The sequence below is a fragment of the Paraburkholderia atlantica genome, assembly GCF_009362785.1.
GTDB classification, from domain to species: domain Bacteria; phylum Pseudomonadota; class Gammaproteobacteria; order Burkholderiales; family Burkholderiaceae; genus Paraburkholderia; species Paraburkholderia atlantica.
Window position 1 is genome coordinate 72,931 of sequence record NZ_WHNQ01000028.1, and the last position, 21,233, is coordinate 94,163.

At 61.1% G+C, this 21,233-nt stretch carries 21 protein-coding genes; 7 read left to right on the plus strand and 14 right to left on the minus strand.

The window, feature by feature from the left end; genetic code table 11:
• Window positions 1-173 precede the first annotated feature (173 nt).
• On the minus strand, window positions 174-1,091 hold the full coding sequence (locus GCT19_RS30410) for a LysR family transcriptional regulator (RefSeq protein ID WP_018433335.1): 918 nt from the start codon (window positions 1,089-1,091) through the stop codon (window positions 174-176).
• A gap of 142 nt (window positions 1,092-1,233) precedes the next feature.
• On the opposite strand from GCT19_RS30410, the gene GCT19_RS30415 reads away from it, so the two are divergent.
• Both GCT19_RS30415 and GCT19_RS30420 read left to right on the plus strand, forming a co-directional pair.
• A complete protein-coding gene (locus GCT19_RS30415) occupies window positions 1,234-1,998 on the plus strand; it encodes an SDR family NAD(P)-dependent oxidoreductase (RefSeq protein WP_152853980.1) in 765 nt (254 codons plus the stop codon).
• Between the two features lie 80 nt (window positions 1,999-2,078).
• The gene (locus GCT19_RS30420) at window positions 2,079-2,786 is read left to right on the plus strand and encodes a pirin family protein (RefSeq protein ID WP_152853981.1); all 708 of its coding nucleotides are present in this window, start codon (window positions 2,079-2,081) and stop codon (window positions 2,784-2,786) included.
• Window positions 2,787-2,930: 144 nt separating this feature from the next.
• Here GCT19_RS30420 and GCT19_RS30425 read toward each other — a convergent pair whose 3' ends face one another.
• The 6 genes from GCT19_RS30425 to GCT19_RS30450 form a co-directional block, all read right to left on the minus strand.
• Window positions 2,931-3,347, minus strand: a complete 417-nt coding sequence (locus tag GCT19_RS30425) for a cupredoxin domain-containing protein (protein ID WP_152853982.1) — start codon at window positions 3,345-3,347, stop codon at window positions 2,931-2,933.
• A 381-nt stretch (window positions 3,348-3,728) separates the two neighbouring features.
• On the minus strand, window positions 3,729-4,607 hold the full coding sequence (locus tag GCT19_RS30430; protein ID WP_152853983.1) for an ATP-grasp fold amidoligase family protein: 879 nt from the start codon (window positions 4,605-4,607) through the stop codon (window positions 3,729-3,731).
• Window positions 4,608-4,968: 361 nt separating this feature from the next.
• On the minus strand, window positions 4,969-5,685 hold the full coding sequence (locus tag GCT19_RS30435; protein WP_152853984.1) for an O-methyltransferase: 717 nt from the start codon (window positions 5,683-5,685) through the stop codon (window positions 4,969-4,971).
• A gap of 22 nt (window positions 5,686-5,707) precedes the next feature.
• Complete coding sequence (locus GCT19_RS30440) at window positions 5,708-6,004, minus strand: 4Fe-4S dicluster domain-containing protein (RefSeq protein ID WP_152853985.1); 297 nt, start codon at window positions 6,002-6,004, stop codon at window positions 5,708-5,710.
• A gap of 2 nt (window positions 6,005-6,006) precedes the next feature.
• A complete protein-coding gene (locus tag GCT19_RS30445) occupies window positions 6,007-6,315 on the minus strand; it encodes a hypothetical protein (RefSeq protein WP_013092676.1) in 309 nt (102 codons plus the stop codon).
• Window positions 6,316-6,327: 12 nt separating this feature from the next.
• Window positions 6,328-6,909 (minus strand): RNA polymerase sigma factor, encoded by a 582-nt coding sequence (locus GCT19_RS30450; protein ID WP_013092677.1) that lies wholly within the window; start codon window positions 6,907-6,909, stop codon window positions 6,328-6,330.
• 138 nt (window positions 6,910-7,047) lie between these two features.
• On the opposite strand from GCT19_RS30450, the gene GCT19_RS30455 reads away from it, so the two are divergent.
• Entirely contained in the window at window positions 7,048-7,785 is a 738-nt protein-coding gene (locus GCT19_RS30455) for a transporter substrate-binding domain-containing protein (RefSeq protein WP_152853986.1), read from the plus strand.
• A 54-nt stretch (window positions 7,786-7,839) separates the two neighbouring features.
• Here GCT19_RS30455 and GCT19_RS30460 read toward each other — a convergent pair whose 3' ends face one another.
• Entirely contained in the window at window positions 7,840-9,015 is a 1,176-nt protein-coding gene (locus tag GCT19_RS30460; RefSeq protein WP_152853987.1) for a TIGR03118 family protein, read from the minus strand.
• Window positions 9,016-9,200: 185 nt separating this feature from the next.
• On the opposite strand from GCT19_RS30460, the gene GCT19_RS30465 reads away from it, so the two are divergent.
• On the plus strand, window positions 9,201-9,533 hold the full coding sequence (locus tag GCT19_RS30465) for a hypothetical protein (protein ID WP_152853988.1): 333 nt from the start codon (window positions 9,201-9,203) through the stop codon (window positions 9,531-9,533).
• 337 nt (window positions 9,534-9,870) lie between these two features.
• On the opposite strand, the gene GCT19_RS30470 is transcribed toward GCT19_RS30465, so the two are convergent.
• Window positions 9,871-11,088, minus strand: a complete 1,218-nt coding sequence (locus GCT19_RS30470) for an FAD-dependent monooxygenase (RefSeq protein WP_152853989.1) — start codon at window positions 11,086-11,088, stop codon at window positions 9,871-9,873.
• A 172-nt stretch (window positions 11,089-11,260) separates the two neighbouring features.
• Here GCT19_RS30470 and GCT19_RS30475 point away from each other — a divergent pair, with 172 nt between their 5' ends.
• On the plus strand, window positions 11,261-12,205 hold the full coding sequence (locus GCT19_RS30475; RefSeq protein WP_152853990.1) for a LysR family transcriptional regulator: 945 nt from the start codon (window positions 11,261-11,263) through the stop codon (window positions 12,203-12,205).
• 510 nt (window positions 12,206-12,715) lie between these two features.
• On the plus strand, window positions 12,716-13,720 hold the full coding sequence (locus GCT19_RS30480; RefSeq protein ID WP_018433349.1) for a DMT family transporter: 1,005 nt from the start codon (window positions 12,716-12,718) through the stop codon (window positions 13,718-13,720).
• 31 nt (window positions 13,721-13,751) lie between these two features.
• Here the strand turns inward: GCT19_RS30480 and GCT19_RS30485 are convergent, their stop codons facing one another.
• The 3 genes from GCT19_RS30485 to galU all read right to left on the minus strand — a co-directional run bounded on the left by GCT19_RS30485 (window position 13,752) and on the right by galU (window position 16,811).
• Entirely contained in the window at window positions 13,752-14,819 is a 1,068-nt protein-coding gene (locus GCT19_RS30485; protein ID WP_018433350.1) for a rhodanese-like domain-containing protein, read from the minus strand.
• Between the two features lie 57 nt (window positions 14,820-14,876).
• Window positions 14,877-15,533 carry a peroxiredoxin gene (locus tag GCT19_RS30490; RefSeq protein ID WP_018433351.1) on the minus strand — a complete coding sequence of 219 codons (657 nt, stop codon included), beginning with the start codon at window positions 15,531-15,533 and terminating at the stop codon, window positions 14,877-14,879.
• Between the two features lie 378 nt (window positions 15,534-15,911).
• The gene (galU, locus tag GCT19_RS30495) at window positions 15,912-16,811 is read right to left on the minus strand and encodes a UTP--glucose-1-phosphate uridylyltransferase GalU (RefSeq protein ID WP_018433352.1); all 900 of its coding nucleotides are present in this window, start codon (window positions 16,809-16,811) and stop codon (window positions 15,912-15,914) included.
• A 664-nt stretch (window positions 16,812-17,475) separates the two neighbouring features.
• Between galU and GCT19_RS30500 the strand changes: the two genes are divergently transcribed.
• Window positions 17,476-19,458: a phosphatase PAP2 family protein gene (locus GCT19_RS30500; RefSeq protein ID WP_152853991.1), complete on the plus strand. Its 1,983-nt coding sequence runs from the start codon at window positions 17,476-17,478 to the stop codon at window positions 19,456-19,458.
• 152 nt (window positions 19,459-19,610) lie between these two features.
• On the opposite strand, the gene GCT19_RS30505 is transcribed toward GCT19_RS30500, so the two are convergent.
• Window positions 19,611-20,789 carry a glycosyltransferase family 2 protein gene (locus GCT19_RS30505; protein ID WP_018433355.1) on the minus strand — a complete coding sequence of 393 codons (1,179 nt, stop codon included), beginning with the start codon at window positions 20,787-20,789 and terminating at the stop codon, window positions 19,611-19,613.
• An 82-nt stretch (window positions 20,790-20,871) separates the two neighbouring features.
• Window positions 20,872-21,233 (minus strand): glycosyltransferase (locus GCT19_RS30510; protein ID WP_152853992.1); only part of this gene is annotated, 362 nt, incomplete at its 5' end.

Consider the following 21,233-nt stretch of genomic DNA (forward strand, 5'->3'; position numbering starts at 1 on the left):
TATAGACCTCGTGGCACGTTGGCTGCCCCAGGCTGCCGCCGTTGCCACCCGTATTCATCCCGTGAATGGCCGCTGTACCTCCGAAACGCGCCACCAGAGTCACGCGATGGCAACCGGCAGCAGTGGCTCGAACCGAGCCGGACGTGCCGGACCGAGTTCGGCCATGAGCGGCATCACTTCGGCCATCGCCATGACGGCTCGGACAGATGCTCCGCAAAATAATCGGACAGCGCAGCCACCTTCGCAGGACGCGCGCGCGCCGACGGCGTGACGAAGTAAAGACCGCCCTTCGTCAGCGACCAGTCGGTGAGGATCGCTTCGAGGCGGCCATCGGCCAGATATTCGCCAGCGATGAATTCGGGCAGCTCGGCAATCGCGAGGCCGTCGAGCAGCGTGGGCAGCAGCGCATCGGAATTCGTCACGCGCAGCGGGCCGGTCGGCATGACCGGCTCCTCCTCGCCCGCGTCGTTCGTGAAGCGCCACACATCGCTGCGCGCGCGGTACGCGTATGAGAGGCACGGCCGCTCCACCAGTTCGCGCGGGTGCGCAGGCCGCCCTTCGCGCTTCAGATACGCCGGCGACGCGACCACGAACTGTGTGACCGCGCACAGCCGTCGCGCGACCAGCGACGAATCCGGCAGCGCAGCGATACGCAGCGCGGCGTCGAAGCCATCGGCGACCAGATCGACCGACGCATCCGAAAGATGCAGGTCGATCGACACCTCCGGGTACGCGCGAAAGAATCCGGGCAGCAGCGGCGCGACCCAGCGCAGCCCGAACGACATCGGCACGGCCAGACGCACCAGTCCGCGCGGCTGCACCGACATCTCGCGCGCCGCGCTTTCTGCTTCTTCGGCCTGACGGTAGATCTCTCCGGCCTTCTCGCAGATGGTCCGGCCGAACTCGGTAAGCGAAAGCTGGCGCGATGTGCGGTTGAAAAGCCGTGCGCCCAGCCGGTCTTCCAGACGAGCGACGCCACGCGAGACCGTAGCCACCGACACCCCCATCGCGCGCGCAGCGGCCGCGAACGACCCTTCCTCGGCGACCTTCGCGAACATCGCGAGTCCTTCGAAATCAGGCAGCTTCGCCATTTCCCCTCATCTTTTCATTTTTGCAACGTTAGATTGCAACCAATTCTATTTCGAAAAGCCCGGGGCGTCGATATTCTCCTCACATCGCAGCACGCAACACCGAACCTCAACTTCCACCGAACGACACGAAAGGAGCAACACCATGGCACGCAAACTCGACAACAAGATCGCACTCGTTACCGGCGCAACCAGCGGCATCGGCCTTGCCACCGCCCAGCGCTTCGCAGCCGAAGGCGCGCACGTCTACCTCACGGGCCGCCGTCAGGCCGAACTCGATGCCGCGGTGAAGGGCATCCGCGAAGCGGGCGGCAACGCAACCGGCGCCCGCGTCGACTCCACCAAGCTTGCCGAGCTCGACGCGCTGTATGCGCAGATCAAGGAAGAACAGGGGCGCCTCGACGTGCTGTTCGCGAATGCCGGTGGCGGTTCGATGCTGCCGTTTGGCAACATCACCGAAGAGCACTTCGACGACACCTTCAATCGCAACGTGAAGGGCGTGCTGTTCACGGTGCAAAAGGCGCTACCGCTGCTGTCAAAGGGAGCGTCGGTGATTCTCACGGGTTCGACCGCAGGTAGCGCGGGCACGGCGGCATTCAGCGTGTATTCGGCTTCGAAGGCTGCGGTGCGCTCGTTCGCACGCAACTGGATTCTGGACCTCAAGGAGCGCCAGATCCGGGTGAACACGATCAGCCCGGGCGCAACGCGCACGCCTGGCCTGCTCGATCTGGCCGGTGACGACGCCGCCCAGCGCCAGGGTCTTGCCAATTACCTGGCCGCGCAGATCCCGATGGGACGTCTTGGCGAGCCCGGCGAAATCGCGAGCGCCGCGCTGTTCCTTGCCTCGGATGATGCCAGCTTCGTGAACGGCATCGAGTTGTTCGTCGATGGCGGCCAGCAGCAGATCTAAACGTAGCTCGGGCGCGTGGATGCGGTCTTCGACGATTGCACCCGCGCCCGGCGCATACGGCATTCGAGCGCAAGCACATCATGATCGAACATCGTCTTTATCTTGCGTGTGGCGCAGTCAGGCGCGACTGGCTCAACACGCGAGCGCATTTCCGGGTCGGCCAATGCAGCCGAACCGACCATGCGCCGCTCGGCGCGCTCTACGTGTGGAACGACGATGAGTTCGCGCCGCGCTCAGGCTTCGACCTGCATGCTCACCGCGACGTCGAGATCGTCACATGGGTGCGCTCGGGCGCGATCACGTACGAAGACGACGCGGGCAATCGCGCGCGACTGGTCGCCGATTCCGTACAGGCGATGAGTGCGGGCACCGCGCTCCACCATTCCGAGCGTAACGAAGAGGATGTGCCTGCGCGGCTATTCCAGATCTGGCTGCATCCGCGCACGCCGGGCGGCACGCCCCGTTGGGCGACCCGCATCTGTTCGCGCGGATGTCGCGAAGGCCGCTTCGTCACGCTGGCGAGCGGCGATCCCGACGATGTGCGCGCGGGCGCGCTGCCCATCCATGCGGACGCGCGCGTGCGTATCGCGACGTTACGCGAAGGCACGACGTTGCACCACGTGCTGCCGACGTCACGCCGGGCGTATCTGGTTACCGATCATGGTCGCCTCGATGTCGGCAAAGTCCGGCTCGCGCCGCGCGATGGAGTTGCCGTACGCGACCAATCGCAGCTTACGTTGGTGGCGCGAGACGACACCGATGTCGTGATAGTCGAGCTGTTGCGCTAGGGAAATTGTGCCGTTGGGCTCGAGCGTGATGACGACGTTGATTCCGCGTGACCGGATGACTGTGATGGAGTCGAACAGCGACATCCGCATTCGGCAGTGATCGGCTAATTTCAAGCGGAATTTTCGGGGCGCCACGCCGAAAGATTACGGCGTGACGACGAGCACCGTGTGCATTCCCGCTGCATAGTGTCCCGCCTTGTTGCAGATTAGCGCGTAGTGGCCAGGCGCGAGCTTGAACGACACGCGCTTGCTCTTGCCCGGCGCGATGTCTTCGACTTCGCCGATCTTATTCAGCCTGCGCTCCAGCACCTGCCCTTTGCTGACCGGAAGTGCATCGTCCGAGAGATCTGTCTTGAGCACGACGAGTTCGTGTTCCATGTTGTTGTCCGCGGCATTCTTGACTTCAAGCGTGATGCGACCCGCCTTGACGGTGTGCGTCCCGAGCTGGATCGAGTCCGATAGCAATGTTGCGTTAACGGTTTGCTCCGCCCAGCTTGCGTGCGATGTCATCCCGAGCGCGATCACACCGGCGAGGATGGTGATTCTGTAAGTGGCATACATGATGGCCTCCTTTGCATCGACCTATCGCGCGTGCCCTACGTCGAGCGATTGCCGCGGCCAATTCATCGGACAAGCAAACACCCCTGCCTGTGCGACGGCATGAGCGCTTTGTGCTTTGCGCGATACGTGCAGTAAACGTGTGCGGCGGAAGGCTTATTCCAGAAGTCCGCTGGCCTGGGTAGATCCGTCGAGCGACACTTTATCGATCGGATTGACGAGGCGTGTCACTGAGACTTTTGATGTGGTCGGCGAGCCCCACGTGTCAGCACTTTGGGGAACCCATACACATGTCGTCGGCGTCGATGCCGCGAAACACCACACTACTTCCCGTTGAAGAACATTGACGCAGATCAGGGAGTGGTTCCAGCTTTCCCAGATACCTCATGTCAGAAGACGTCCCCATTCATAATCGACACGATCGGGTAGCATGGGACTTACGCCGGCCCCCGGCGTAAAAGTGAGTTCGCCGAAAAACACCCGGCCAGATGGTGCGTATAGGTCGACGCGAACATAATCGAAACCCTCGGACAGCAGTGCCGCTGTATCAAGCAACAGATCCAGATTGTTCGGCCGCGGTGGCGGCCTCGTGCTGCGAAGGTAGGGAGCAAACTCGAGGTCGATACGGTTCCATTGTGCGTCGTATGTGTCGCCGCGAGTGTTACTTCCGAAACGGTCTGAAATGACGAAGATAAACATCACAGGTCGCCCCGGCCCGTTCGCAAAGCAGTGAATCTTGTAGTCGGCTGGAATCATGCCGTGTTCGTCGAGAAGCAGACTCTCGAAGTAAATGCGTGGTTGAATTCCTCGGTAGTGCCGTTCCCGAGCATTTCGGTAGAAATTGGTGGATAACCATTGGCTGGCGAGATATTGGAGATGTTCGAAACTCTGCTGCGACTTGTCCCGGACGATTTCCACGAAATTGTTTCCATGATTTGCCTTCATGACAAAGGAATTCGGCAACATGTCGAATTCCTTTTGCGTAAAGTCCGCGGGCGCGGAGATCATGGGAATAAGGTACTTCTCACCGATTTTTTCCCTGACGTAATCGCGCACGGTCAGTTTGTCGGTCAACGCGCTGTAGCGAGAGTCTGGCCGCAAGCAACGTAGCAGGATCTTCTCGTTGTAGGTTGTGGGGTGAAAGAGGTTGGGGAAGCGCCCGATTCGCTTCCGATGTAGCAAGCTGAGGAAAACCGCATCAGGAAGAAGCTGTTTCGCGCTGTCTTTCGTCCATTGAACAACGGCTTGGGACGGGTGGTGCATTGCACGTCTCCCAACAATGACTACGCACGGGTATCAACATTCCTGAAGCTGCGACTGACAGAACTTCGATGCCTGCATCACGGTTATGATGCATTCGGCAAGAAGCCAACGTCAAGAGCGGTCGCGCGACACGTACCGCATCATCGGGTCCGCCTCCATGTCTTCGGCAAACGGCCCGACTCTGCGCGCCGGACAACGGCTATAGCAAATCCGCCAAGTGCCAATAATCAGAAGTAATGGGCCGCTGACTTTGTTTCCTGACCGTTAAAGACCAGCCGCTCACCGACGATGAAAAGAAGGGTAAACGCGATCCAGTCATCCGACGCCGAGACATATTGCGAGCCTGCGCGTGGCCGCTTCGCTAAGACACGACGACTGTAAATTCGACCCCTGATTCGAAGTTCAGCGTCGTGGTCGAAAAACGCGGATCGTCGTCCAGATAGTGCTTGTATGGCCGAACGGCGTCTTCGGCTGTGTACATATTGTCGGCGAGAACGATCGACCCCGGACGCAGCAGGCGCTCGATCTGCTTGAACAGATTCAGATAGCTGTCGGCCCATACGTCGATGAACACCATGTCGAAAGTGCCGTCCAGTCCGGCAACGGTCTCGAACACATCGCCCTCCCGCACGTCGACATAAGCGTCTACGCCCGCCATTTCGACGTGGGCCCGCAGTTGCGCGCACTTGCCAGCATCGAGTTCAGTCGCGACAACCGAGCCACTGCCCAAAATGCGAAGAGCCTCGGCGAAATACAGCGTGGACACCCCGCAGGAACTGCCGAGTTCGAGGATTCGAGCTGGTTTGTGCGAAAGCACCATGTTGCGCAAAAACCTTCCCGTTTCCGCCGACACGGCTAACGATAACGGCGTGCCTTGCGACGATTCGAAATCTTCGCTGGATAGTCCGAGCGTTTCGAGAAACCGTCCACGAAGTCGCGGTGCGAGAGTTTCGTAATCTTCCGACAGAGTCAGAAACTCCTCACTCGATCCCTGGAATTGCGCACGTGCGCGGGCTATCACTTCCGTCTGACTCTGTTCGTGAAGCCGTCGCAGAAGATCTGTGCTTGATGAAACCATGTGCGCTCCTTGCCGAATACCGCTATGCCGTTTTGACGAGCTTGATCGCGCCTTCAGGGCACGCCGCCACACAAAGACCGCACGACCGGCAGGCGTGCGCATTCGGTGTGTAGGCGACTTTCATTCCATGCACGCTTAGCTTGAGGCGATGCATCCAATCGAGGCCGCGATAATCGACGTCATCGATGCGCCGGATCTCGAACACATTCTCCGGGCAGACCTCCAGGCAATCGCCCTTGCCTTCGCAACGCTTCATGTCGATAACCGGCGCAATCGCGCCCGGCTGCTGTTTGCAGTCGTCCGTCGATTTCTCGCGCATGTTCAATCTCCCGCGCGCCGGTCGCGGCCCGATCGCCATGCCGCCTGAAAATGCTCGCGTTCTTCTGGCGTCATTGCCTCCCATTTTCGCCAGTGACGCCGTCCGCGCCAGCCGCCGTGTCCGCGGAATCCGCCAAACAGGATGCGGCTCAAAACCAGCAAGCCCAACGCATGCGCGAAGTCGATCGCGCGGGCGCCAACGAATAGCGCCGGAACCACCCAATTCCATAGCATCATGACCACCAACCCGAGCACGGCTATGGCGACCACCACGAGCAGCGCTTTGCCCACGCATCTGATTCGAAACTTCATCCGTCGACTCCTCTAAATATCCAGTTCGTCATAAATGGCCTGCAGTCGGGCGCGCAGATGCAAGACGGCATAGCGCTTGCGCGCGAGCAGCGTATTGAGCGCGACGCCGCTTTCCGCCACCATGTCTTTGAAGGACCGCCCCTCCAGTTCGTGCGCGATAAATACCTCACGTTGATTCGGCGGCAACTCGTCGAGCGCGTCCTGCAGAGCCTTGAGCAATACAGCGCGAGCGTAGAGGGCTTCAGGACCTGCTTCGTGCGCCGGTAGCGCGAGGTCGAGGCGGTACTCACTGCTGGCATCTTCGTCGGCCTCAAACAGATCTGTCAGCGGTTGCTCTTTCTTCTTGCGAAAGCGATCGATGATGCGATTACGCGCCGCGCGAAAAAGCCACGCGCTCGCCTGTTCGATCGGAGCGGGAAGCCGGTAAGCCTGCACGAACTCGTGGAACACATCCTGCAGAATGTCCTCGGCATCGTCTGGGTCGCGTATTCGACGCCGGATAAAATTGACGAGCCTCGTGCGCTCGCGCACCACGGTCGCGGCGATGTCGCTGTCTCGGTCGGTCATCGGCTGCGAGGTGGGTGGCGGTTCCATGCACCTGAAGACGTTTCAGAAGCGCGAATATTGTGGCGAGCGCGAAAATCTTTTCGCTGAGAAACTGCCGATTCGCGCGATGCAGTGCGTAACAGGTTTGTGACCATTAGGTAACAGCAAGAAATGGGAGATCCAGCGATGAAGGTCACGATTGCGTACATCGAAGAGCCTCCGTTCGGTTGGACAGAAACAAATGGTACTGCCACAGGTGCTGACATCGCTCTGGCCGACACGGTGCTTCGGGCGATCGGTGTCACCCGGATCGAACATCATCTGACATCGTTTAGTGAACTCCTGCCCGGCGTCGAAGCAGGCAGGTGGGATATGAACGTTCCGCTGTTCGTCACGCGCGAACGCGCCGATAGAGTCGCGTTCAGCGTCCCGGTATGGGGGATCGCAGACGGTTTCCTGGTTCGGACTGGAAACCCGAAAGCGCTCGACAGCTACGCGTCACTCGCCAAACGCGCCGATGCGCGCCTCGGCATCATAGCCGGACAGGTTCAGCACGACTCAGCGAGAGCATCTGGCGTAAGCGAGGATCAGATCACCGTCTTCGAGCATCAGGCCGACGCTATCGAAGCAGTTCTCTGTGGCGCCATCGATGCATATGCGAGCACGGCCTTGGGAAATCGGATAGTGGCGAGCCGGATCGGAGGTTCGATGCTCGAGGCCGTCGAGCACGAACGGGGAACGAAGGGCCAGCAGCAGAAGCCGCCGCTCGGAGCATTCTCGTTCAATAGAAGTAACAGCGATCTGATTCAGGCGGTAAACCTGGCCCTTCGTTCATATCTGGGCTCGCCGGAGCATCGTGCGTGCGTGGCGGCATTCGGCCTGACACACAACGAGATTGATCCCGCTCTCGCGGGTCGAGGATAAAGATCACCGCCGCTCTCGCATCAAGAGCGGCGCTAGTCTACTGCGCGTTTGGCGCTACATTCCAACGCTCACCCCTCCGCCCGCGCTTGTGCCCGTGCCCGTGCCCGAACTCGACGTTGTTGTATTCAGATCGATTCTTCCGTAGACGCCATCGGCTTCGTCATTCGGACCCGCGGCGAAGAAGAGCGTACTGGAAGGCTGATTGCTGAGGTCGTTGCCGAACGCGATGCCCCACACGCCGTGCTCCACGATCGGGCTGTTGTTCGGTCCACTGATCGGTCCCATCGACTGACCGCTCGATGCGTTGAACGCATTGATGATGCCATCGCCGAAATTGCCGATTATGATCGCGCCGCTCATCGAGCCGAAGCTCGCGGGCGCCTGTGCAATGCCCCACGGCGCGTTCAACGGACCGCCTGTCGCGAAGCGTTGCTTCAGGTTGCCCGCGGTGTCGTACACATCGACCATGCCGAGCCCCGCGCCCGCGACATCGTCGTGTTTGTCTGCGTCTTGCATCGCGTAGGTGACGAACAGATTCGAGCCGATCGCCTGAATGCCGAACGGCGCGAAACCGGCTGGCATCGCCGGGTCCGTGAAGGCGCCTGGCATCGACACCTTCGTGAACGTGGTATCGAAGACGTCGATCTTGTTGTTATGGAAGTCCGTCGCGTAGAGGAAGTTGCCGTTGTTCATTGCCGCGAGGGCGAGGCCCTTATAGACGGCACCACCGGCCCCATCGTCGTACATGACGAACGCATTGGTCGGCCCGACGGCGGGGGCCCATGCGGTGATGGTGCCGCCTTCGCCCGCGAAGATGAATGCCGCGACTCCAGACTTGCCGTTTTCCGTGACGAGGAAGCTCTGTGTTCCGTTGAAGACGATGCCCGTGGGCGATGCCGAGCCGTTCTTGCCATCGGGTATCGTGACGACCAGCGATTGCGGCACGCCATTGCCGTCATAGAGCGTCGCGACATTGGTGCCGTTGTCCGCGACCCAGGCGAAACCTTTGGGATTGAAGGCGACGCCCCAAGGGTTTTTCAGATTTGCGTCGGTGTGTGCGGCCGGCACCGCGCCATCGGATACGAGCGCCGTCGCTGCGAACGACGACTGCACGGGCGGGCTCGTGCTGCTCGAATTCGAGCTACCGCCGCCCCCGCCGCCGCATGAGACCAGAGTCGCGACGGCCGCGCCGCATGCAACGACGCTGAATATAGCGAGTAGAGACTTCATGACCGCACTCCTTGTTCTGCCCCAAAGGACCTAACGGTCAATGAACGAGAACCGCATGGCGTTTATTCCGGCGGAGGGGCTTATTTCGCGGCAGAAAGCACGCGGCACGCTGATTGCGACATTCCTGGAGCGCGGGCGACAACTGTCTGCGTCTATCTTCCAGTCCAATCAAGGAGGGGCGGATCATGAACAAGGCAACCATCACACTAGTCGCGGCCGTCGCCGCACTCTCGCTGTCGGGCGGCGCTTTTGCGCAGATGGCCGGAGGTCAGAGCGGCGGCGGTTCGACCGGCACCGCGGGCAGCACGGCTAGTCCGTCGAATCAGATGAACGGCACAACGTCGGGCGGCTACGGCATGCCGGGCAACACCAACTCGGACAGCGGCATGGGCGCCAAGGCGCCGAACTCCGGCCTGCCGAGCAACAACACCGGCTCGACGTCCGACACCCCCGCGCCCAAGAGCAACAACACGCTAGCGACCCCGAGCGTGGTGTCGCCTGCCGCTACCGGCCATTGACCGCTGGCAAAAATGACCGTCAACTGCGAACCGGTGCAGAACAAACGCAGCAGTCGCAGCGGCATAGGTGTAATTGCGACCGGCGCCCAGTTTCTCGAATAGCAGAGGCGAGCTAATACGACCGATCTACGCGGTTCAATGCTGTCGCTATTCGACGTTTCTCTACTGGGAATTACGCGCCGGGTTTCGAAGCAACGCGTGAACTCCGGATTTACGGCTCGCATCCAAAAGCCGCAGAGCCGATAGGTCGCGCGTTGCCTGATACTCGATGCCGTAGATCAGCGTATGTCCGTCACGCGCGGCCAACCGCGTCGCTACCGCAGCCTAAAGGACAGACTCAAAGCCACGTACCCCCTTGCCGCTCGCTCGGCTCCTGCGCGAGCGCATCGAAGTCGTGAATCCAGTCGAGGTGATGCAGCATGCTATCGCGCGCCCCGAGCCGCGCGTTGCGTTCCTGCGCGGCGGGGCCGTCCGGCAGATGCAGCACGTCCGCAGTGCTGATCGACGCGTACTGCACCTTGCGCGTGCGGCCCCGGCGCAGACGCTCGTAGGCTTCCTGCGCTTCCCGCCAATTGCCTGGGCCCGCTTTGGCCAGTTGCGCGGCCAGCACCACGGCATCTTCGATCGACTGATTTGCGCCCTGGCCGTGATGCGGCACGAGCGCATGCGCGGCATCGCCGATCAGCGTCACGCGACCCTTGCTCCAGCGGCCGAGCGGCGGACGGTGAAACAGGCCCCAGCGCTGACTGATCGGCACCGCCGTGATCATCTGCACGACGGCCGGATGCCAGTCCTTGAACAGGCGAAGTTGCTCGCCTTCGGTCGACGGCATGACCCAGTCGCGCGACGGCCACGGCGACGGATGACGCTCGACCAGCAGGAAGTTCTGATCGCCGTTGTCGCCGATCGGATAATGCAGCAGATGGCCGCCGGGCCCGACCCAGAACTGGATCGTCTCCGGATCGGGCAACAGGTCCATGCGCTCGGCCGGCACGATGCCACGAAAGCCCGAGCAACCGGAATACAGCACGTCGTCGTAGCCGAGCATCCAGCGTCGCGTGATCGAGCGTGCGCCGTCGGCGCCGATCACGAGATCCGCATCGATGCGCCCACCGTTGTCGAACGCGAGGCTAACGCGATCGGCATGCTGCACGAGATCGACCAGCCGATGGCTGAGCTTGATGTGCTCGAGACCGACCGCCTTCGACAGCACCGCCTGCAGATCGGCGCGATGAACGCCCCAATACGAGCCGCCGAACTGCTCGCGATAGCTGGGCACGCCGCGATGATGACCAATCACGCTGCCGCTGCGGCCGTCACGATAGATGAGCCCGGGGACTTCGGCGCATACGTCGTCGAACGCGGAGCGTAGTCCCATGCGCTCGTAAAAGCGCGTCGCATTGGCCGACAGCGCGACGGCCGCGCCCACTTCGCGCAACTCGTCGGTCTGCTCGTAAAGTTGGGCATCGATGCCATGCTCGCGCAGCGCGAGCGCCAGCGTAAGGCCGCCGATGCCGGCGCCGACGATCGCGATGCTCAGATCCATCCGGGTCATGATTGTGTCTCCGATATGCGGGTTTATCGATTCGGTCGCTCGGGACGCGCGCTCGGCGCGTCGCATGCGGATGCCGTGTCGGTATTTTCAGCACTAGACCTTCATTGCTCAATAAGATGAACTGAATCTCCTTCATCACCGTAATGAATGAGCCTTACGTCATGCCGAAGCCATGGAACTGAGCGATCTCGACCTCAACCTGCTGCTGCTATTCCAGCGGCTGATGCAGGAGCGCCGCGTGGCGAGCGTCGCCGAGCAGATGAACATGAGCCAGCCGGGCGTCAGCAACGCGCTCGCGAAGCTGCGCCGCCTGCTGGGTGATCCGCTGTTCGTGCGTGCGCCGGGCGGTGTGGTGCCTACCCCGTTCGCGCTGCGTCTCGCGGAACCGGTCTCGCAGGCGCTGGCCACCTTGCACGCCGCGCTCAATCCGGTGACGGGCTTCGATCCGCTGCGCGCAATGCGAACGATGACGATCGGTATGACCGACATCGGCGAAGTCGTGTTTTTGCCCGCATTGCTGGAACGATTGTCGCGCGTCGCGCCCGGCGTCGCGATGAATACGGTCCGCAATACGAGCGTCAATCTGAGCAACGAGATGGCCGATGGCCGCGTCGATCTGGCGATCGGACTGTTGCCGCAGTTGAAGGGTGGCTTCTATCAGCGGCGACTGTTCGATCAGCGCTATGTCTGTCTGTTCAGACGCGGTCACCCACTCGAGGACGCGCCGCTCACGCTTTCCGCGTGGCGCGAAGCCGAGCATCTGGTGGTGGTGTCCGCCGGCACTGGCCACGGTCAGGTCGACGAGTGGTTGAAACGGCGCGGCGTGCGGCGTCAGGTGCGACTGACAGTGCCGCACTTCATGAGTGTGGGCTACATCCTGCAACGTACCGACCTGATCGCCACGGTGCCCGAGCGCCTCGCTCTGGAGTTGGCCACGCCGTTCTCGCTCAGCCTGCGCGCGCTGCCGATGACGCTGCCCGCCGCGCCGATCCATTTGTTGTGGCACGAACGGGTCCATCAGGACGAAGGCAATCGCTGGCTGCGCGAGGTCGTGATCGACCTGTTCGCGGATACGGCGACGAGTGGCAGGCGAGCGCGAGACGTGAAGAAGAAATAGGCATTGTTCGGAGGCGTTGTTCGGAAGCTTCGCGCTTACTCGAACCTCGATGAACCTGATCGGTTTATCTCTACGACGAGCGACTCGGACGCGGATCGACAATCGGCGCGCGGACTGCGTGAAGCCGCGCAAGCGAGCATCGCGCGATCGGCGCAGAATGACTGGACCCACGGGTGCCTGCGCCGCAGGTGTGAAGGTGCGCACCACTCGCCAGCGTATGGTCGGAAGATCGCCCGACACAGTGATGCGGACATAGCAGCCGGCGTAACGTCCGGTCGCCCGTGGCCTTTCGCGCGATGGCCGATGGGTATTAGCGGCCCTCATTCGCGTTGACGTGCGGCGCATGGCGAGAGGCGACGCAGCCGCTCCTTCCTGACATTACAATTGCATTTGCGTATAATTTCGCGAAGCCTTCATACGGTATCACTGAAAAGCAAATCATCGATACCGCAATAAAAAGCACTGCTGTGGCCTGCCCACATAGTGCACAAAGACAACATCACTCGAAATATGTCCGTGCCTTCAGCCACAACCGGATCGCGCGATTCCGCGCGGTTTTTCACCCAACCGAAAGTGCTCGTCATCGTGGCGACGCTATGCTGCCTGCTTTGGGGCAGCTCATACCCGGCAATTAAAATCGGCTACGCGTTGCTCGGAATAACACAAAACGATATCCCCTCGAAGCTGATCTTCGCAGGCTACCGGTTCGTGCTCGCCGGGTTGTTGTTATTGATTCTCGCGGCCTTTTCGAAAAAGCCTGTTTTCGAATTAAATCGACGCAATAGCGGACAGCTGATGCTATTGGGCTTCACGCAAACCGCCATTCAATACGTTTTCTTCTATATCGGTCTCGCCTACACGACCGGCGTGCGCGGTTCGATCCTGAACTCGACGACGACCTTCTTCAGCGTGCTGCTTGCCCATTTCATCTACAAGAACGATAAGGTCTCGCCACGCAAAGCGCTTGGATGTCTGCTGGGATTCGTCGGCGTGATGGTCGTCAATTTCGGCGACGGTCTGTTTGAATTTGCGTTCACCTTGCTCGGCGAAGGCTTTATCGTGATTGCCGCATTCGTGCTGTCCGCCGCATCGATTTACGGCAAGCGCATTTCGCAGAGCATGGACGTCATGGTCATGACGGGTTATCAGCTCGGGTTTGGCGGCGTCGTTCTGCTCGCGGCGGGGTACGCGACCGGTGGTTCGTTGCACGCGTTCACACTGGGATCGACGGCATTGCTGGCCTATCTGGCGTTGCTGTCCGCGGCGGCCTTCACGTTGTGGAGTCTTCTGCTCAAATATAACCAGGTCGGCAAAGTTACCGTTTTCAATTTCCTGGTGCCGGTGTTCGGTACCGTGCTGTCCGCGATTTGTCTGAACGAGAACATCATGGAATTGAAGAATCTCGTCGCGCTGGTGCTGGTATGCGGGGGGATCTGGCTGGTTACGCGGTCGGCGCAACGGAGCGCCGGCTATTCGAAGGGTGGTGTCGCTGTGGGCCCTCAGGGTCGAGGCTGAGTTTGCGGGGTTCGGTCGCGTCGGCTTCCTGTCAAACGCTGTCCGACGCAACCGGCAACCCCTCCGTCCGCCACCGCAGCATCCCGCCGGCGAGATTCGCCACCTTGCCGAACCCCGCCTTCGTCAGCAACACGCTCGCCTGCGCCGAGCGCACGCCGGACCGGCACACCGCGACCACCGGCCGCTCGCGATCCAGTTCTTCGAGCCGCCCTGTCAATTGCGACAGCGGCACCAGCTTCGCGTCCGGCAGATGACCCAAGCGATCGATGAACTCGGGCGCCTCGCGTACATCGACGATCTGAAACTTCGCGCCATGCTCGAGCAGCGCCATCGGTTCGATTTCCCACACGCCGCTAAAGCGCAGCGTCAACGGTGCCCAATCCGGCGTTTCGGTCGCGACTTCGGCGCCGCCTTCCGGCTGCCCGCAACGCATGTTTGCGGGCACCGCGATTGCCATCTGCTTCGGATGCGGCAAATTCAGGTTGTTCATGTACCCGGCAAAATCGCCGACGTCGACGTCGCCGCCCAGACGCGGATTGAAGCGCCGCTCCTCGGTCACGCTCGTCACCGTGATGCCGCGATAATCGTGCGCGGGATAAAGGAGGCAGCCGTCCGGCAGCGACAGGATCTGCTCGCGCACGGACGCGAACAACTGCTGCGGACTACCCTGCTGGAAATCGGTGCGGCCACAGCCGCGAATCAGCAGGCTGTCGCCGGTAAAGGCCATGCTCTGATCGTCGAGCACATAGGTCAGGCAGCCATTCGTATGGCCAGGCGTCGCGCGCACGGTCAGATGACGCGTGCCGAAGTCGATCCGATCGCCATGCGCGAGCGGCCGCGTCACGCCTTTCGCCTCGACGACCGCGGCAAGCGCGATCTCGCTGCCGCAACGCAAACGCATGCGCCATGCGCCGGTTACGTGATCGGCGTGCACGTGGGTATCGAGCGTAGTGAGCAGCCATAGGCCCAGTTCGCGCAGCAGTGCCTGGTCGCGCGGCACCTGCTCGTAGACGGGGTCGATCAGCACCGCCTCGCCGCTGTCGCCGAGCAGGTACGTGTAGGTCGACGAAACAGGATCGAACAACTGGCGAAAAATCATCTGTATCTCTTGAGAAGATCGGCGCGGCGGCCGCGAACGGCCGCCGTGCCACACCGATCAGCCGGGTTGCTTGGTGGTGCGCAGATACGGTTTGATGGTCTTGAAACCAGGGAACAACTGCTGCGCCTCTTCGTTGCTGACCGCGGACGTGATGATCACGTCTTCGCCCTGCTTCCAGTTGACCGGCGTCGCAACCCTATGTTTGGCGGTCAGTTGGATCGAATCGAGCACGCGCAGGATTTCGTCGAAGTTGCGCCCGGTGCTCATCGGGTAGGTCAGCGTCAGCTTGATCTTCTTGTCGGGACCGATGATGAAAACCGAGCGCACGGTCGCGTTGGTCGCGGCGGTGCGGCCCTCGCTGGTATCGCCCGCGTCGGCCGGCAGCATGTTGTACAGCTTGGCGATCGAGAGGTCAGTGTCGCCGATCATCGGGTACTTGACGGCGGCGCCCTGCGTTTCCTCGATGTCCTTGGCCCATTTTTCATGGTCTTCGACCGGATCGACCGATAGCCCGATCAGCTTCGCGTTGCGCTTGGTGAACTCCGGCTCGATCTTCGCCATGTAGCCCAGTTCAGTCGTGCAAACCGGCGTGAAGTCTTTCGGGTGAGAGAACAGGATCGCCCATTGGTCGCCGATCCAGTCGTGGAAATCGATGGTGCCCTGCGTGGTCCGCGCGGTAAAGTTGGGCGCGGTGTCATTGATACGAAGTGACATATTGCCGTCCTGTGAAGTCGTGGTTAACAAGAAGACCCGAGCGAGGCCTGTCTGCAACGGTCCAACACGAGCCCGTTTAATCCCGGGGATTGAAAATCACCAAGGCTCACAACGATAGATGAAGCTTCCGCGGCGCATACTCGCGCGGCAAGTAGCGCTTCGCCGCATCGCGCAGTGAGAATTCAAATATAGCGCGTTACGCGCAAGCCCATGGTGACACCCATCGGAACCAGCCCGGTTGGCCACTCCCGGGACGACTGCCATGAATGACGTTTATCGGTAAATCATGGACATTCGATGCGCCGGCGTGTGTGCCATAGCGCACAGATTTACCGGGCGCTGCTTTGATCAGACCGTTCCATCGCCGAATTCGCGGCGCTATGCGCGGTGCCCGGGCGCGGCCGTCTCGCCGTGTACGCGCTTGCGCAACCAGGCACCGAATGCATCGTGTACTTCGTTATGCCGCAGCGCGAAGTCGACGGTCGCCTGCAGGTAACCGAGTTTGGTCCCGCAGTCATAGCGTTTGCCGATGAATTCATACGCCAGCACCTGCTCGTCCTCGAGCATCGAATGAATGGCGGGTGTCAGTTGAATCTCGCCGTGCGGGCCCGGCTGCAGCGCGCGCAAATGGTCGAACACCGCTGGCATCAACACATAGCGCCCCGCGACACCGAAGCATGAAGGCGCTTTTTCCGGCGCAGGCTTTTCGACGATGCTCGACACGTTGATCACGCGCTCGTCCCAATGTCGTCCACCGACCACGCCATGCGAGCAAGCGCCGTCCGCTTCGAATTCCTCGACCCCGATCACCGACGAATCGTAATGACTGAAGATGTGCACCATCTGCTCGAGAACGGGCGGCTCGCCCTCGATCAGATCGTCGGCGAGAACGACCGCAAACGGGTCGTCGCCGATCAGCTTTTGCGCGCACAACACCGCATGCCCGAGTCCGAGCGGCTCGGCTTGCCGAACATAGATGCAGTTGACGTTGGGCGGTTTGATGCTTTGCACGAGTTCGGCGAGGCTCTGCAGCCCGCGCGCCCGCAGCACGTGTTCGACTTCGTAAGATTTGTCGAAATGGTCTTCGATCACGCGTTTACCGCGGCCCGTGATGAAGATCAGCTCGGTGATACCCGCGGCAACCGCTTCTTCGACCGCGTATTGAATCAGCGGTTTGTCGATGACCGGCAGCATCTCCTTCGGACTCGCCTTCGTGGCCGGCAGAAAGCGCGTGTCGATTCCCGCGACCGGAAACACCGCCTTGTGAACTGCGAGCATGATGACCTCCTCGTCCGGCTGGTAGACGGAGCAGCACGGCTGTATGACATGGCCGGATGCCGCCGGCTGGGCGTCCCGCTTCGGCTGGCCAGTGCTGCGCGTCGGAGCGTGCGGTACTGATGAAGCGCTTGCAACAAACGCGGCTTCCGTCCGCTCGCAAACATCTGCTGAATGCTCGCCATGATGGCACGGTTTGCCGGCCGGCGCGGAACTCGCCATTGCGGCGCGTCAGTCCGCAGTGCCGGCGCGACTGGGGCGAACCCGGGTCGTCGAGGGGACCGACTTCGAACACGGGATAAGCGGCTTTTAAGCTTGCAGGGCGTAACTTCATACACACGCTGAATGCCGGGCGCCCCGTCGGCCCTCACTCCCTGTTCACACGCGGACGTCGCACGTCCGATCCCACTTTGATATGAAAAAGCTAGTGCGCTCGATTGACTTCATTCTGTTGACCGCCGCGTCGGTGGGCCTCGTCGTGTTTGTCGTCTGGCGAGTGGCGACGGTAAAGGGTTGGCTTTAGGGATTGGCTTTAGGGATTGGCTTTCTCTCTCTGCGCTCAGACGTCCGCAATGCATGTCCCTTGCCTGCAAAAAAGGTCGCAACAATGCCGTCATAAATCATCCGCACAATTCGACGCCACCAACAACCACAAGAACGTCTCGTGATGACCCATCTTCGCGTCCCTCTCCCGCTGCGCCTCACTATTCTCGCAAGCGTGGCGGCACTAGCCGCGTGCGGTGGCAGCAATGATTCTTCTACGCCGACGGCCTCGAATACGTCGACGGCAACGGCGACGGCCTCGATCCCGGCGCCCCCTGTCGACCCCGGTTTTATCGACAACGCCGCAATCCCCGACGTACCCGCGTTCGTCGACACGATTGCGACCAACCAGCGCGGCGATGCGCGATATGCGACGCTCGCCACGAATGCGGGCGTGCGTGTCGTCTCGCGATTCCTCGATATCTGGCAACCGTTGACCGAGATTGTCGATGCGGGCGTCTCCGCCCCCGCCAATGGTTCCTTTCCGGCTGTCGTGCAGTCCACGTGGACGGGACTACCCAATGACGGTACGCCGGGCGGGGCTGTCGTGAATAGCGCCGTCCATGCCGCAAATATCCAATTCGTGGTCACCGAGACGACCAACCGAACCCAGGCGCAGGCCGATGCAGCCTACTACGATGACCGGCGCGGCAAAGGCTACAGCGTGACCGATGGCCTGGGACCGCTCACCAATGCGTGGCGCACGGCGGCGCAGCAGACAACGACGATCACGTCGATTCCTGCCGATGCGAGGACCGTGCTGTACAACGACGCCGGCAACAACGTCGGCGTCGGCAGCAGTGGCGGCAACAGCAGTTTCGGCCAGGTTGTCGACCTGCTCAACAACATGGGCAACAACGCGTCGACCGAGCCGGCCAAACGCTTCTACAAGTACGCGCGACCGTACCGCTGGAGCACGAATGTCGTGGTAGCTCCGACTCTGGTGCCTGCCGAGAGCACCACGCCTTCGACCGATGGCGGATATATCAGCGGTCACGAGGCGGAGGCGATGCGCGACGCGATGACGATGGCCTACGTGCTGCCGGAGCGATTCCAGGAGATGGCGAGCCGCGGCCTCGAACTCGGCGAAAACCGCATTTTTGCCGGGATGCATTCGCCGCTCGACGTCATTGCCGGTCGGATGTTTGCACTTGCGGCGACTGCCGCGAATCTTTCCGATCCGGGCAACGCCACGTTGAAGAGCGGCGCATATAGCCAGGCGCACGCAGCCCTGATGCAGTCGACCAACACCAATTCGACGAACTTCGCCGCTTTCGCCCACTCCGGCACGGCAGCGACGGACCGCTTCGCCGACTATGCGACGAACAAAGCGGACTTCACTCGCCGCATGACGTTCGGCTTTGCGCCGATCGAATCGACCGACGCGCCGCCCGTTGTGCCGAAGGGCGCGGAGGTATTACTGGAGACGCGCTTTCCGTATCTGAGCGCCGCCCAGCGCCGCGTAGTGCTCAAAACGACCGAGCTTCCTTCCGGCTATCCGGTCATGGATGACGCGGAAGGTTGGGGCCGCCTCAACATGTTCGCGGCCGGCGACGGATACGGTGCGTTCAATGGCAGCGTCATCGTTTCGATGGATGCGTCCAAAGGCGGATTCAACGCGTCGGATTTGTGGCGCAACGACATTTCCGGCGCGGGGAAGCTGACGCTGCAGGGTAGCGGTACGTTGAAGCTCGGTGGCAACAACATCTGGTCGGGCGGTTCCCAGGTCAATGGCGGCGTGCTCGAGGCCGATTCCCCGAACGCGTTCGGCACGGGCGACGTGTATGTGGGTGCGGGCGGCGTCACCATCGCTGCGTCTTCGCCCGTGTCCATCGTCGGCAAGTACACGCAACTCGCCGGCACGACACTCGAACTCGACATCGACGGAAAAGGCGCCGGCCAACTGCACGTTGGCAATCAGCTGACCATCGCAGGCGGCACGCTATACGTGAAGTTCGTGAACGGCTATGCGCCCAAGGTCGGCGACATCATCGCTCTGATCGATGGCAACGGGGCGACCAGGCAGTTCACGACGATCACAGTCGATGGCCACAAGGCGACGCCTGTCTATTCGGCGACCGGCGTGTCGGTGCACATCGATTCGTAATCCGGCCGGATGCCGCGCTGGATTGCGATGCGCGACGCCGTCAGGTGGATAGGCAGGCAAGACAGTGATGCCCGTCTGTAACGCCTGACGGTGTTTCTGGATACGTCCAGTCATTTGGCAATCCCGCGCAACGCGAGACATGATCGCGAAAATTACAACTCGAAAAAACAAAGCAACTTCCAAAGCAGGAAATTTCGTGTGCGGAAAGCGCAATCGAGCCTATCGCCCTTGTCGCTGCTGATGCCAACGCTGCACTCCCTTCGCAACGCTTCCAGTTGAAGGCAGCATAGATAGAAGACAGCTCGCTTTACGTCATTGTCGAAACTGGCGAGTCTCCCGTAGAGCAGTGCACCGAAATGACTCTTAACCTGGTTGAGGACGCGGTTGTCAGTCGGCAAACCCAATGAACGTCTGTCCGACAGAAGCTTCAACACGATCCAATAGGCATCCAGTGTCTTTGGATCTCTGGTCAAGACAGCCGTCAGTCCGCGCGGGTTCTCACGATAGTAGTAGACCGGCTGACTGAGGCTCGCATAGCCGTTGGCCAGCGGAAGCAGCACCAGCGTGACGACCGAATCTTCATACGCCATGCCCACCGGAAACTGCACGCTTTTGAAAAGGTCACGCTTGATGATCTTTCCCCACGGATAACCCGACAGACTGAAGATATCCGGATCAGCGCGAGTCGCTACCGAGTCGTTGAAGACCTGCGTTCTATGTATTTTGTCAGTCACGTCGACGACGCAGTAACTGCCTTGCACGATATCGACGTCGTGTCGAAGTGCGGGAGCGAGCAGGGTCTCGACGCAGTCCGGCGGCAGGTAGTCGTCCGCGTCGACGAACATCACGTACTTGCCTTTTGCGTGTCTGAGACCTTCGTTGCGGGCAAGCGCCACGCCGCCGTTCGCGATGTGCACCACGGTCACGCGGGCGCGGTTCGCGTAGCGATCGAGAATGACAGAAGAACCGTCCGTCGATCCATCATCGACGGTAATCAGTTCGTACGCGAGTGTGGTGTTCTGGGTCAGAATCGAGTCAATGCACTTCAGCAGATAGGCTTGCGCGTTGTACACGGGCACGATGATGGAAAGCCATAGGCCCGTGTCCTCGTTCATGCAGGCCAACTGCTGAGGAGCGGACGGCCGATACGGCCTCAGCTTCTGTATGCGTGCCTCCAATGCCATTTTGTCCATTGGCTTTTTTCTGCCGTCGGCTGTCAGCTTGAGGGCCGTGGCGACACAGGAAAGAGGGAATCGGGAGACCACGTCAAGGCTCCTGGCAACGGCGTCCGAACGCGTCGCCTTGGAGACGTACCTATAAACCTTGCTCATGCATCCTCCGGGTCAAACAGTGCCTGATACAGCCGCCGAGACCGATTTCATTCATCGGCATCATCGTGCTCCAGAAAACTCTTCAACCCAGGCGCAGCTGACCGAACAGGTGGTCCCAGATCGCCAGAATACGGGCAACGGAATAACGATCCCGGATCGAGCGCGCGCCCCTGACGCCGAGTTCTTCGCGCAGCGCCTGGTCCGACAGCATGCGCCGCAGTCCGGCGGCGAGCGCCGTTGCATCGCCCGGCGGAATCAGCAAACCGTCCTGACCGTCGCGCATCAACTCGCGCGGCCCGCTCGGACAGTCGAACGAGACCGCCGGGACACCGAGCGCCATGCTCTCCATCAACGCCACCGGCATCCCTTCAAAGCGCGACGACAGTACGAATGCGTCGGCGGCGGCCATCTCATGCCATGCAGCCTGCGTACTGCCCGGCAGAA